We start from the raw sequence: 12778 nt of genomic DNA on the forward strand, positions 1-12778 counted from the left end.
GACGGCGCCCGGCGTCTGCGGCGCGAACTCCCTTGCGGGTGACGTCAGTACGTGAGCGCGGTGTCCATGGACGACTGCCAGTACGTCACCGTGAGCCGGTCGTCGACGTGGACCCCCCTGGGCGGGAGCGCCGGGCGGGCGGTGCTGCCGTCCTTGAAGGTGATCGTGAGGGTCTTGGCCGTGGAGCCGGATGCGCCGCTGCCGTCGCCCGAGGACAGGAGCACGCCCGCGTAGGCGGACTCGCGGGGGGACAGCCGGACCGCCGCCCGCGGCCTGGTCTCCCGCGCCGCCGGGACGGACCGGGCCTCGCCGAACCGGGTGACCGGGTGGCCGGTGAGGGTGCAGGTCCTCGAACCGGTGTTGGTGAGGGTCAGGAGCAGGTGGTTCAGGGGGCGGGAGACCTCCGTGGCCATGATCCTGGTGGTGTCGGCGGTGCACGGGGGGCTGCCGGCGGTGGTGGTGCCTGGGGTGGTGTCCGCCGTGTCCGGTGCGGTCGTCGGCGTCGAACCGGTCGGCCGGGTCGCCGACTTGGACGCCGCGGACGGGTCCTCGTCGCGTACGCCCTCGCCGTTCTCGCACGCCGTGAGGGCGAGCGCCGCGAGCGCGACCGCGGCGGCGGCGAACAGCCGGGTACGGGCGGTGCGTTCGGACATGGGTCGGCCCCCTCTGGTGTGGCTGGTCGGCGTGGCCGCTCGACCGGTTGCCGGGAGCGGCGTGCTTGGATGGCCCAAGCTTGTGGGGTGATCCGTCCCGGCCGCCACAGTCGTCGGGTGATTCGGGACGCCGGGATGGCGGTACCGGCTCTGACCTGGGGGAATGTCATCCCTCTGGAATACGGTCCGGGACGCGGGTGAGGGAGAGAACGTGGCCGGGGACGAGTTCGCGGGACTGCTGAAGGAACTCAAGGAGCGGTCCGGACTCAGTTACGGGACGCTCGGGAAGCGGCTGCACATGAGTGCGTCGACGCTGCACCGGTACGTCAACGGGGAGGCCGTACCGGCGGATTACGCGCCCGTGGAGCGCTTCGCCCGGGTGTGCCGGGCGACGCCCGAGGAGCTGGTGGAGCTGCACCGGCGGTGGGTGCGGGCGGACGCGCTGCGGGGGCAGAAGGGGGCGCCCGAGCCGGCGGTGGCGTCGGCGGTGGCTGTGCCGGAGCCGGAGGTGGAGGCGGCTTCCGGGACCGAGGGTGCGCCTGAGCCGGATGCGGCCTCCGGGGCCGAAGATGCGCCTGAGGTGGAGTCGGACGCAGGAGCCGAGCCCGAATCGCCGGTACGGCGTCGGCGTACCGTCGTGCTCGCCGGTGCCGCCGTGGCCGCGGCCGTCGTGGCCGCCGCGCTCGTCGTGAACCTCGTGCCCGGCAAGGGCGACGACCACGGCCGCAAGCAGTCGGCGGGTGCCGCCGCCTCGTCCGCCGGCGTGACGTCCGACGGCACCGCGTCGGCCGGTGCGAAGAGCGCGTCGCCCTCGCCCTCGCCGTCCGCCTCGCGCGGCGCCGGTCCTGCCCCGTCCGGCTCCCGGAGTGTCGGGGCGGAGCGGACGCGGGGCCCGGACGACGGGGCCGCCGCGCCGATCGTCGTCGCCAACGCGTACAAGTGGGACAGCCCGTGCAGCCAGCACTACCTGGTGGACCGGGACGCCGCGCGGATGCCGCCACCGCCGACCGAGCCGGACGCGCGCGGGTGGGTCACCGCGCTCGGCGGGGTGCCCGCCGGGCAGCAGATGCTCGCGCTGACCGTGCAGGGCACCGGCAAGGCCACCGTCGTCCTGGAGTCGCTGCATGTGCGGGTGGCCAAGAAGGACGCGCCGCTCGCGTGGAACGACTACGAGATGGGCGTCGGATGCGGCGGCGGCGTGGAGACGCGGTCGTTCGAGGTGGATCTCGACGCCGGCCGGCCGGTGGCCGTGCCCAAGGCCGGTCAGCGGGACTTCCCCTACAAGGTCAGCGAGTCCGACCCCGAGGTGTTCTATGTGTTCGCGGACGCGCGGACCCATGACGTGAGCTGGAACCTGGAGCTGGAGTGGTCCAGCGGGACGAAGCACGGGACGGTCCGCGTCGACGACAACGGCGAGCTCTTCCGCACCAGCGGCAACGTGGGGCGTCCCGCGTACAACTACCCGCTGGGTTCCACAGAGTGGGGCAGGAACGCGTACGAGCCGAACGTCAAAGGCTGAGCGAAGGTGATCGGGTGGGCACCGAGATGATCGGGCGGGCACCAACAAGTCGCCCTGGGAGTTAGGTTGTTGCCCGTTGAATGACGCGACTCTCCAGGGAGAGGCCCTATGCCCGGTGACGCCCTCAGCCACGACCCCGCCGAGCTGAGAAAGAGGATCGACACCACCAAGGCGCATCCGGCGCGGGTCTACGACGTGTTTCTCGGTGGCAAGGACAACTACCCGGTGGACCGTGCCGCGGCCGCCGCGGCGCTCGCGGCGAACCCGCGCGGCTATCTGGACGTGCGGCACAACCGCGACTTCCTGCGGCGGGCGGTGACGCGGCTGGCGCAGGACGACGGCATCCGGCAGTTCCTGGACATCGGCACCGGTCTGCCGACGCAGGAGAACGTGCACCAGATCGCCCAGCGGATCAATCCGGACTCACGGGTCGTGTACGTCGACAACGACCCCGTCGTGCTCGCCCACGCGCGCGCCCTGCTGAACAGCGGCCCCGAGGGCGCCACCGACTACATCGACGCCGACCTCAAGAGCCCCGGGCAGATCCTGGAGGCGGCCGCCAAGACTCTCGACTTCGACCAGCCGGTCGCGCTCGTGCTCGTGGCGGTCCTGCACTTCGTGGAGGACGCGGAGGCCTACCCGATCGTGCGCGAGCTGGTGGAGGCGCTGCCGTCCGGCAGCCGGCTGGTGCTCAGCCATCTCACCGAGGACCTCAACGCCGAGAACATCCGCGCGGTCCAGCGGACTTTCACGGAGCGCGGCTTCACCTTCGTGCTGCGCACCAAGGGCGAGGTCGAGCGGTTCCTCACGGACAACGGCCTGGAGCTCGACGACCCGGGCGTCGTTCCCGCCCATCACTGGCGGCCCGACGACGCCGCTCCGGTGCCCGAGCAGCCGGACGCGTCCTACCTCGCCTCCCTCGACGACATCGAGAAGGTCCGCTACCGCGACATCAACGACGTCACGGACGCCGACATCAACGTGTACGCGGTCACCGGCAGGAAGGCGTAGGGCGCCCGCGGCCGTCGCGGACCGGGACTGAGCCTCGAGGAACGCCCTATCCGTCCGTGCCGAACCACGTCTCGGCGAGCGCGTCGAGGCGTGGGTGCGGCGGGGCCGGCATCTCCCGCAGATACCAGGCCAGATCGCTGTACACATGCAGCAGCGTATACGCGAGCAGTTGGTACGGGTCGTGCGGCGGCCGGCCGTACGCCTGGTAGAACCTCCGGAGCAGGCGGGGGTCACCGCGCGACATGAACAGGCCGACGCTCACGAAGTCGTACGCCGGGTCGCCGATCATGGCCGGCTCGAAGTCGAAGAGACCGGTCAGGCGCCACCCGTCCTGCGGGTCCACCGTCAGGTGCTCGCGCATGAACTCGGTGTGCAGCAGGACGCGTTCCCCCGACGCCGGCAGCCGTACCGCGTCCAGGAAGCCGGGGATCTGGTCCAGCCACGGCTTCGGCAGCCCGGCCGCGCGGTGGTGCTCCAGTACGCCGGCGCGCTGCCGGCGCAGGAACGTGCCCCAGTCCGCCGGTCCGACGACGTCGGCCAGCGGCTTCCAGTCCACGGAGTGCAGCGCGGCCAGGGTCTCGGCCGCCTCGTCGACGATCCGGTCCTGCTCGACGGCCGGGATCCGGGACCAGGCCGTCGAGAGGCTCACTCCGGGCAGCCGGGACATCAGCACGTAGCGCCAGCCGTTCTTGTACATCTCGCCGGCGTGCAAGCGGGGTGTCGGCACGGGCAGTTGACCCCAGAGGTGGGACAACACCCGTGCCTCTCTGACGCCTTCGGCCGCCTCGAAGCCCGGGAACAGCTTCAGTACCAGGGTCCCGCCGACCGCGTACACGGGCAGCGAACCATCGTCGAAACGGACCAACCGGGCACCGGTCAGCCCCAGATGGGCGCAGAGGTCCTGGGCCGCCGGTCGCAGCAGCGCCTCGTCCCTGACCATCGCGTCCAACTCTTCACTTGTGTCCACGCTGGGCAGCATGGGCGGCAGCCTAAGGGGCAACGGACGTCGTCCGCATCGGGAAACAAAACGTATGTAGTCGACATGTAGGCCCCCGGGGTGTCCGCCGGGAATGTCCCCTCACGCACCGGTGCGAAACGGACGTACACCTGCGCGAATCGGTCGTACAAGTGGTCGTATCAGTCCCACCAGAAGGACCAGGTCCGCCGGTTGAGGACCTCGTGTGCCGCGTAGGAGCGCAGCGTCTTGTGGTGGCCCCGCGTGATGTTGTCCGGGCAGAACGCGAAGTGCTCGGCGGCGACCGCTTCCGCCTCGGCCGGTGTGGTGGGCGGGGCCGCCACCGAGAGAACCAGCTGGTCGAAGGTGAGGGCCACGACCCGTATGCCGAAGCGGTCCTCCCAGGAGCGCAGAACGGCACACAGGCGGGCCGGGTCGCTCTCGTGGTTCAGCGGGCCGCTCCAGCCGAGGGCCGCCGGGATGTCCGCGCTGCGGCGGGCCGGGACCAGGGCGAGCCGCGGCTCCTTCAGCCAGGAGCCGTCGGCGGCGAGGGAGTCGGCCGTCCCGGCGGCATGGGCGTCGGGGTCGGCGCTCTCGTCGGGGCCGGCGCCGGCGTCGGTGGTGAGGTGTGCGGCGGGGGCGAGGCCGGGCCATACCGGGCCGAACGGTGCCACCGTCTCGTCACCGGACGCGGGTGTCCCGAAGACCTCCTCGGCCCGCTCCTCGCCCGGCCGGCCCTCGCCGTCGGACAGCTCGTCCGCCGCGTACTCCTCCCAGAACTCGGCCAGCACCTCCTCAGCGTCGTGATCACCCGGATAGGACGCCTCGGCGGGCATCAACTCCCATTCGTCCGGCTCTCCTTGAGGGCCGCCCACGTCCAGGAGCACCGGCAGCAGCCCCGCCGTCCGCCGGGCGGGCGTGAGCGCGGCCCAGGCGCCGGGGGTGGCGGGCCCGTCCGCGCACCACAGCAGCGGCTCGGGCCACGGCCCGTCGTGCGTCGCGTCGATCAGTCGCCCGGCCGGGAGTTCGAGCCCGAGCGTGCGTCCGCTCGGGTCGGCCGCCAGCTTCGGCAGCGGATTGGGAAGTGTCGCCATGCCCGTGACTGTAGGGGCGGCCACTGACAACCGGCGGGAGCCCAGATGGGGAGACCGCAAAGCCGGGACCGCTGCCGAACGCGGCAGAGCACCGGTTCACGGCTCATGCGGCAGTGGTGCCACAGCTGCCGGTACCGGTGCTCTTCGAGCGGGCGTGGGCCGTCAGAGGCGCTCGGGCGTCCTGATGCCGAGGAGGGCCATGCCCTGGTGGAGCGTGCGGGCGGTGAGGTCGCACAGGAAGAGGCGGTTCTCCGCGACCTCCTGCGCCGGCGCCGGCTTGATGACCGGGCACTGGTCGTAGAACGTCGTGTAGAGCGACGCCAGTTGGTACAGGTACGCCGCCAGCTTGTGCGGGGCGTACTCGGCGGCGACCTCGTCCAGCGTCTCCCCGAACCGGTCCAGGTGCAGTCCCAGCGCCCGCTCCGCCGGGGCCAGTTCGAGCTCCGGGTGGGCCAGCGGCGTACGGTCGCCGGCCTTGCCGAAGATCGACCGGATACGGGCGTACGCGTACTGGAGGTACACGGACGTGTCGCCGTTCAGCGACACCATCTGGTCCAGGTCGAACTTGTAGTCCCGGACGGCGGAGGTGGAGAGGTCCGCGTACTTCACGGCGCCGATACCGACGTACCGGCCGTTCTCCTCGATCTCCTGCTCGCTCAGGCCCACCTTCTCGGCCTTCTCCCGTACGACGGCGGTGGCGCGGTCGATCGCCTCGTCCAGGAGGTCGACCAGCCGAATCGTCTCACCCTCACGCGTCTTGAACGGCTTGCCGTCCTTGCCCAGGACCGTGCCGAACGCCAGCTGCTGCGCCTGCACGTCGTCGTTCAGCCAGCCCGCCCTGCGCGCGGTCTCGAAGACCATCTTGAAGTGCAGGGACTGACGGGCGTCCACCACGTAGATGAGGCTGTTCGCCTTCAGGTTGAAGACCCGGTCCCTGATCGCCGACAGGTCGGTCGCCGCGTAGCCGTAGCCGCCGTCCGACTTCTTCACGATCAGCGGGACCGGGTTGCCGTCCGGGCCCTTCACGTCGTCGAAGAACACGCACAGCGCACCGTCGGAGCGGACCGCGACGCCCGACTCCTCCAGCAGGCGGCAGGTCTCGTCCAGCATGTCGTTGTAGCCCGACTCGCCGACCACGTCCGGATCCCGGATCTCCAGGTCCAGCTTGTCGAAGACCGAGTAGAAGTAGATCTTCGACTCGTCCACGAACTTCTGCCACATGGCGAGGGTCTCGGGCTCGCCCGCCTGGAGGTCGACCACCCGGCGCCGCGCCCGCGTCTTGAACTCCTCGTCGGAGTCGAAGAGCGTCCGCGCCGCCTTGTAGAGCCGGTTCAGGTTCGACATGGCCTCCTCGCCGGAGACCTCCGCCGCGCCCTTGTGGTCCAGCTCGTGCGGGTGCTCGATCAGGTACTGGATGAGCATGCCGAACTGGGTGCCCCAGTCGCCGATGTGGTGCCGCCGCACCACGTTCTCGCCCGTGAACTCCAGGATCTGGACCACCGCGTCACCGATGACGGCAGACCGCAGGTGGCCTACGTGCATCTCCTTCGCCACGTTCGGCTGCGCGTAGTCGATCACCGTCGTGCCCGGGTGCTCGGCGAGCGGCACGCCGAGGCGCTCGCCGTCCTCGTACCGCGCCGCCAGGTTCCGGGTGATGGCCTGGTCGGTGATCGTGATGTTCAGGAAGCCGGGGCCGGAGACCTCGATGTCCTTGATCACCTCACCCGACTCGACCCGCGCCACGACCTGCGTCGCCAGGTCTCTCGGGTTCGCCTTCGCCTTCTTCGCGAGAGCCAGGATCCCGTTGGCCTGGAAGTCGGCCCGGTCGCTTCGGCGCAGCAGCGGGTCCGCGGAACCGGCCTCCGGCAGAGCTGCCGAGAGGGCGTCCGCGAGGCGCTGATGGACGGAAGCGGTGAGGGACGTGACCGAGGCCATGGAGTGGCTGCCGTTCTAGTCGGGTTCCAGGGTTTCTGCGTACAGGAAAGCCAGTATCCCACGCGGTGAAAAGCCGTTTTCGCGGTTGCGGCCCGAGCTGGGAGAATGGTCGGGTCAGCCGTACTGGCGTATGAGAAAGAAGGACGTGCCGATCGTGGCTCAGAGCACCGAGACCACCGACTGGGTCTCCCGTTTCGCGGACGAGGTCATCGAGGAGTCGGAGCGTCGGGCCCCGGGCAAACCTGTGGTCGTCGCGTCCGGCCTCTCCCCGTCCGGCCCGATCCACCTCGGCAACCTCCGCGAGGTCATGACCCCGCACCTGGTCGCCGACGAGGTCCGCCGCCGCGGGCACACGGTGCGCCACCTGATCTCCTGGGACGACTACGACCGCTACCGCAAGGTCCCGGCCGGCGTCCCCGGCGTCGACGAGTCCTGGGCCGAGCACATCGGCAAGCCACTGACGTCCGTGCCGGCCCCGAAGGGCTCCGCGTACCCGAACTGGGCCGAGCACTTCAAGGCCGCGATGATCGAGGCGCTGGCCGAGCTGGGCGTCGAGTACGACGGGATCAGCCAGACCGAGCAGTACACCTCGGGCGTCTACCGCGAGCAGGTCCTGTTCGCGATGAAGCACCGCGGTGACATCGACGCGATCCTCGACCAGTACCGCACCAAGAAGGCCCCCGCCAAGAAGCAGCAGGGCCAGAAGCCGGTCGACGAGGCCGAGCTGGAGGCCGCCGAGGGCTCGGGCGCCGCCGCGGAGGACGACGGCAGCTCCGGCTCCGCCGGCTACTTCCCGTACAAGCCGTACTGCGGCCGGTGCGAGAAGGACCTCACCACGGTCACCGCGTACGACGACGACACCACCGAGCTGAGCTACACCTGCACCGCCTGTGGCCACTCCGAGACCGTGCGGCTGAGCGAGTTCAACCGCGGCAAGCTGGTCTGGAAGGTCGACTGGCCGATGCGCTGGGCCTACGAGGGAGTGGTCTTCGAGCCGAGCGGTGTCGACCACTCGTCCCCGGGCTCCAGCTTCCAGGTGGGCGGCCAGATCGTCGGCATCTTCGGCGGCAAGCAGCCCATCGGACCCATGTACGCGTTCGTCGGCATCAGCGGCATGGCGAAGATGTCGTCCAGCAAGGGCGGCGTCCCCACCCCGGCCGACGCGCTCCAGATCATGGAGCCGCAGCTGCTGCGCTGGCTGTACGCCCGCCGCCGGCCCAACCAGTCGTTCAAGATCGCCTTCGACCAGGAGATCCAGCGGCTCTACGACGAGTGGGACAAGCTGGCGGCCAAGGTCGCCGACGGGGCCGTACTCCCGGCGGACGCCGCCGCGTACGCGCGTGCCATCGGCACCGCCGCCGGGGAACTGCCGAGGACCCCCCGCCCGATGCCCTACCGCACCCTCGCCTCCGTCGCCGACATCACCGCCGGCGCCGAGGACCAGACCCTGCGGATCCTGAGCGAGCTCGACCCCGAGAACCCGCTCACGTCCCTGGACGAGGTCCGGCCCCGGCTCGACAAGGCCGAGACCTGGATCAACACGCAGGTCCCGGCCGAGGAGCGCACCGTCGTGCGCGACGAGCCCGACGCCGACCTCCTGAAGTCCCTCGACGACCAGGGCCGCGAGTCGCTGCGGCTGCTGCTGGAGGGACTGGACTCCAACTGGTCCCTGGACGGCCTCACCCACCTCGTGTACGGCGTCCCGAAGGTGCGGGCCGGCTTCTCCGCCGACGCCACACCCAAGGAGCTGCCGCAGGAGATCAAGGTCGCCCAGCGGACCTTCTTCGCGCTGCTGTACCACCTGCTGGTCGGCCGTGACACCGGACCGCGTCTGCCCACGCTGCTCCTCGCGGTCGGGCAGGACCGGGTGCGCAAGCTGCTCGGCGCGTAACCCCGGCGGCTACGACGAAGGGGGCGCCCGGTGTTCGCCGGGCGCCCCCTTCGTCGTACACGAGCTCAAGATCGCCGTACGCCCGCGGGAGCGTACGCGAGCTCGGGAACTACGCGATGTGGTCCTCCTCCAGCTCCGTGTTGAAACGGTTCTGGAAGCGGTTCATATAGCGCTTCAGCTCGCTGTCGGTGAGCGTGACGCCATACGTGGCCTCGACGTTGTTGCCGAACTCACCCTTCGTGGGCAGCCCCTGGCCAGGCATTATCGACTGGCGGAACACCTGGTAGAAGCTCTCCTCGCGGGACTTCTCGTCCGAGAGCGGCGACTGCTCCACCCGCTGGGCGGGGATGGGCAACGGCTCCGGCTCCGGGGCGCCGCCGTCGCCCAGCTGGCGCGTACGGCCGGGGCCCGCCGGGATCGGAAAGTTGCCGGTCTCTTCCGGGTCCGGCTCATTCTGCTCGGGCCCCTGCTCCTCGTACCACTGCTCGTACGCCTCCTCAGGCTCGTACGACGGATCGTAGCCGCCCCCGTAGACGACCTGCTGTTGAGGTGCCTGGAACCACGGGCTCTGGTCCGGCCCCGGCTCCTCGGGGTATTCCGGTTGCTCGGGAGGCCGGTTGTCCTGAGGCGCCGCCGCCTGCTGCGGGGCGGGCGCCGGCCCGGCGGCAAGGCTGCCCGCGGCGGGGTCCGCGGCCTCGAGCTGCGGTTGCGGCTGCGGCGCCGGCGGCAGCAGCACCGGTTCGATACCCGCCGCCGCCAGGCCCGACGGCGCCGTCTGCGCCAGCGGGACGCCGTAGCGCGCCAGCCGCAGCGGCATCAGCGACTCCACCGGGGCCTTGCGGCGCCAGCCGCGGCCGAAGCGGGAGTGGAGGCGCGCCTGGTAGACGAGACGTTCCTGCTCCAGCTTGATGACCTGCTCGTAGGAGCGCAGCTCCCACAGCTTCATCCGGCGCCAGAGCAGGAAGGTGGGGACCGGGGAGAGCAGCCAGCGGGTGAGGCGTACGCCCTCCATGTGCTTGTCGGCCGTGATGTCGGCGATCCGGCCGATCGCGTGCCGGGCCGCCTCCACCGCGACCACGAAGAGGATGGGGATCACCGCGTGCATCCCGACCCCGAGGGGGTCCGGCCAGGCCGCCGCGCCGTTGAACGCGATCGTCGCCGCCGTGAGCAGCCACGCCGTCTGGCGCAGGAGGGGGAAGGGGATGCGGATCCAGGTGAGGAGGAGGTCCATGGCGAGCAGGACGCAGATCCCCGCGTCGATGCCGATCGGGAAGACGTACGAGAAGTTCCCGAAGCCCTTCTTGATCGCGAGCTCACGGACGGCCGCGTACGAACCGGCGAAGCCGATACCGGCGATGATGACCGCACCGGTGACGACCACGCCGATGAGAACCCGGTGCATCCGTGTCAGCTGGAGTGGCGCGGACACCTGTACTCCCCTCCCTGTGCATGTTGTTGCGCGCAACAGGGTGGCACATGCGTACGGCGAACGGGCGGCCGGTACGGCAGGAGCCCGATCCGTGGGAGGACCGGGCTCCGGCAAGTGCCCTGGTGGCGCTACGAATTGAGCGGCATCCGACGGCCAGGATCCGGGTCAGTTCTTCTTGGACGCCGACGCCGACGCCGACGCGGACGGCGAGGCGTCCTTCGAGGCGGACCCGGAGGCCGGCTTCGAGGCCGACTTGGACGGGGAGGCGCTCTTCGAGGCCTCCTTCGACGGCGCCGCGCTCTCGCTCGCCGTGCCGTCGCCCTGGTTCGCGGCGATGACCGCGGCCACCGTCTCCTTCGCGGCCTTCTCCGCCGCCTTCGTCAGGTCGGCGGCGTCGGGGGTCTTCTCACCGGCGAGTCCGGCGCCGTTGTAGTCGAGCGTGACGACCACGTTCTCGATCCGCGTCACGACCGTCTGCTGCTTGAAGGAACCCTCCTTCTTCTTCAGGTCGTACCGCACCGCCGTCGCCTCGTCGCCCGTCCCGGACACCGGCTGCGTCCTGGCGTTCTTCGCGCCCTCCACCGCCTGCGCGTCCTTGACCTGCTTCACGTAGTACTCCTGCGCGAGCTCGTTGCCCTCGCCGCGCGCCGCGTCCGAGTCGAAGCGCAGCAACGACACGTTCAGCCAGCGGAACTGCGAGCCCTTGACGCCGTTGTTGTCGAGGCTGTCCCAGGAGCAGCTGCCCCGCGTCCCCGACTCGTTCGAAGCGCCCGCTTTGCCGGACTTGTTCGCCTTCGGGACGAGATCCGCCAGCGTCTTCTTCGCCAGCGCGTCGCAGGGCTTGGGCAGCGTCGCGTACGCGGCCTCCTGCACGGCCTTCTCCGAGGCGCTCTGCGAGGGCTGCGCACTGCTCGTCGCGGCTTCCTTCTGCGCGTCGTCACCGGAGCCGGAGTCCGAGGAGCAGCCGGAGGCGACGAGCATCACCGGGACGGCGGCCGCGCAGACAAGGGCGACGCGGTGGAGTCGCGAGGTCCGGCGCGCCGGCTCCTCGCGCTGCTCGAGCGGTCGGCGCTGCTCGCACTGGTCTCGCTGGTCTCGCTGTGCAGGTCGGTGCATGGTTCCTTCACTCATGACGCTCGTGGTTCCACTCATGACGCTCGTGGATCGTGCGGTCGGATCGGGTCCGAGGGGCCACGGTACGCGGTGGAGAACCTGTGCGGTTCCCGTTCGGGGGCTTTGCGGATCGGGGCCGCCGACCGGCCCAAGGGGGCTACCCGGCGAACGAATCGGCGAGCTGCTGGGCCAGTTTCCGCACCCTGTCCTGCATTTCCTCGCTGTCGGGGACCGTGCCGGGATGCGCCGACTGCTCGTCGTACCCGATGCTCACGACGACGTTGGACGTGCGGAACACCACAGTCACGGTGCGCTGCCTGGCCGTGCTCAGCACGTCGTTCAGGAACGCCGCGTCGCCGAGATCGTCGAGGGTCCGGGGCTGGAGGTCGGCCGGGGTTCCGGTGGCCGTGGCACCGGCGGTCGCGGTGGCGGAGCCGGACGAAGAGGCGCCGCCGGAACCCGCACTCCTGCTGCTGTCGCCGGAGGGCGTGGGCGACGCCGAGCCGGACGGGCTCGTGCTCGTGGACGACTCGGAACCCTCGGAACCCTCGGAACCCTCGGGACCGGAGCCGCTCGCGGACGGCTCCGGAAGGTTCGCGTCCGTCTGCTTGGCCGCGAACACCTTCTGGGCGCGGGTGTCGTCGCTGACCGCGTTGTCGTACGAGACGACCCGCTCGAAGTCGACGAGCAGATGGTCCGTGGCGTCGGTCGACTCGGCCTTCCAACGGCAGCCGGAGCGGCGGTCGTTGTCATAGGTGGGCGTGGCCTCGCCCTGGTACGCCCGGTCGCGCTGCTCCTGGTCCGTGAGCTGCTCGATGCCGGGCAGCAGCGAGTCGAGCGTGCCCTGGCTCAGGGCGCTGCACGCGTCGGAGAGGGTGCGGTACTTGCCGGGCTGGGCGGCCGTGGCGCTCGGGCCGGTATCGCCGGGCTTCGGGTCGTCCGGCGGGCTGTCGCTGCCGGATCCGCCGGTGCAGGCGGCCAGCAGCGCCGCGAGGAGCACGGCGGCGCCGGGTACGTACGCCTTCCGCTGCACGGTGAGGCTCCTCTCGACGGTTCTCTGGTCCCCGGGGTCGGGGTGCGTCCAGTGGTGACACGGCTGGTTACGGCTGGTGAGGGCCGTAATTCGGTTGCCGCGAGGGGCGGGCCCCTGCAGACAATGTGTATCGCACGCACTGCCG

10 protein-coding genes are annotated in these 12778 nt (G+C 70.7%); 3 read left to right on the top strand and 7 right to left on the bottom strand.

Going from position 1 to position 12778, the window contains the following annotated elements:
* Positions 1-44: 44 nt before the first annotated feature.
* A complete protein-coding gene (locus GTY58_RS24825; protein WP_042493515.1) occupies positions 45-653 on the bottom strand; it encodes a DUF4232 domain-containing protein in 609 nt (202 codons plus the stop codon).
* A 211-nt stretch (positions 654-864) separates the two neighbouring features.
* Here GTY58_RS24825 and GTY58_RS24830 point away from each other — a divergent pair, with 211 nt between their 5' ends.
* Entirely contained in the window at positions 865-2172 is a 1308-nt protein-coding gene (locus GTY58_RS24830; protein ID WP_037648009.1) for a helix-turn-helix transcriptional regulator, read from the top strand.
* Positions 2173-2280: 108 nt separating this feature from the next.
* Positions 2281-3183 carry an SAM-dependent methyltransferase gene (locus GTY58_RS24835; protein WP_010986168.1) on the top strand — a complete coding sequence of 301 codons (903 nt, stop codon included), beginning with the start codon at positions 2281-2283 and terminating at the stop codon, positions 3181-3183.
* 46 nt (positions 3184-3229) lie between these two features.
* Here GTY58_RS24835 and GTY58_RS24840 read toward each other — a convergent pair whose 3' ends face one another.
* The 3 genes from GTY58_RS24840 to argS all read right to left on the bottom strand — a co-directional run bounded on the left by GTY58_RS24840 (position 3230) and on the right by argS (position 7167).
* Positions 3230-4162 (bottom strand): aminoglycoside phosphotransferase family protein, encoded by a 933-nt coding sequence (locus GTY58_RS24840; protein WP_037648007.1) that lies wholly within the window; start codon positions 4160-4162, stop codon positions 3230-3232.
* A gap of 158 nt (positions 4163-4320) precedes the next feature.
* Entirely contained in the window at positions 4321-5232 is a 912-nt protein-coding gene (locus GTY58_RS24845) for a DUF4253 domain-containing protein (protein ID WP_010986170.1), read from the bottom strand.
* Between the two features lie 162 nt (positions 5233-5394).
* A complete protein-coding gene (gene argS / locus GTY58_RS24850) occupies positions 5395-7167 on the bottom strand; it encodes an arginine--tRNA ligase (RefSeq protein WP_010986171.1) in 1773 nt (590 codons plus the stop codon).
* 145 nt (positions 7168-7312) lie between these two features.
* On the opposite strand from argS, the gene lysS reads away from it, so the two are divergent.
* On the top strand, positions 7313-9058 hold the full coding sequence (lysS, locus tag GTY58_RS24855) for a lysine--tRNA ligase (protein WP_037648074.1): 1746 nt from the start codon (positions 7313-7315) through the stop codon (positions 9056-9058).
* A 109-nt stretch (positions 9059-9167) separates the two neighbouring features.
* On the opposite strand, the gene GTY58_RS24860 is transcribed toward lysS, so the two are convergent.
* The 3 genes from GTY58_RS24860 to GTY58_RS24870 all read right to left on the bottom strand — a co-directional run bounded on the left by GTY58_RS24860 (position 9168) and on the right by GTY58_RS24870 (position 12633).
* A complete protein-coding gene (locus GTY58_RS24860; protein ID WP_010986173.1) occupies positions 9168-10487 on the bottom strand; it encodes a DUF2637 domain-containing protein in 1320 nt (439 codons plus the stop codon).
* Positions 10488-10652: 165 nt separating this feature from the next.
* On the bottom strand, positions 10653-11618 hold the full coding sequence (locus GTY58_RS24865) for a DUF3558 family protein (protein ID WP_037648005.1): 966 nt from the start codon (positions 11616-11618) through the stop codon (positions 10653-10655).
* Between the two features lie 139 nt (positions 11619-11757).
* Positions 11758-12633 (bottom strand): hypothetical protein, encoded by an 876-nt coding sequence (locus GTY58_RS24870; RefSeq protein ID WP_010986175.1) that lies wholly within the window; start codon positions 12631-12633, stop codon positions 11758-11760.
* Between the last annotated feature and the right edge of the window lie 145 nt (positions 12634-12778).

Origin of the sequence: Streptomyces sp. SID5469, assembly GCF_009862865.1 — a bacterium.
Classification (GTDB): domain Bacteria; phylum Actinomycetota; class Actinomycetes; order Streptomycetales; family Streptomycetaceae; genus Streptomyces; species Streptomyces avermitilis.

Bases quoted from the DNA above. Each gene is read 5' to 3' on its own strand.
- argS (WP_010986171.1), bottom strand. From the start codon at position 7,167: ATGGCCTCGGTCACGTCCCTCACCGCTTCCGTCCATCAGCGCCTCGCG.
- GTY58_RS24865 (WP_037648005.1), bottom strand. From the start codon at position 11,618: ATGAGTGAAGGAACCATGCACCGACCTGCACAGCGAGACCAGCGAGAC.
- GTY58_RS24835 (WP_010986168.1), top strand. From the start codon at position 2,281: ATGCCCGGTGACGCCCTCAGCCACGACCCCGCCGAGCTGAGAAAGAGG.
- GTY58_RS24845 (WP_010986170.1), bottom strand. From the start codon at position 5,232: ATGGCGACACTTCCCAATCCGCTGCCGAAGCTGGCGGCCGACCCGAGC.
- GTY58_RS24825 (WP_042493515.1), bottom strand. From the start codon at position 653: ATGTCCGAACGCACCGCCCGTACCCGGCTGTTCGCCGCCGCCGCGGTC.
- GTY58_RS24840 (WP_037648007.1), bottom strand. From the start codon at position 4,162: ATGCTGCCCAGCGTGGACACAAGTGAAGAGTTGGACGCGATGGTCAGG.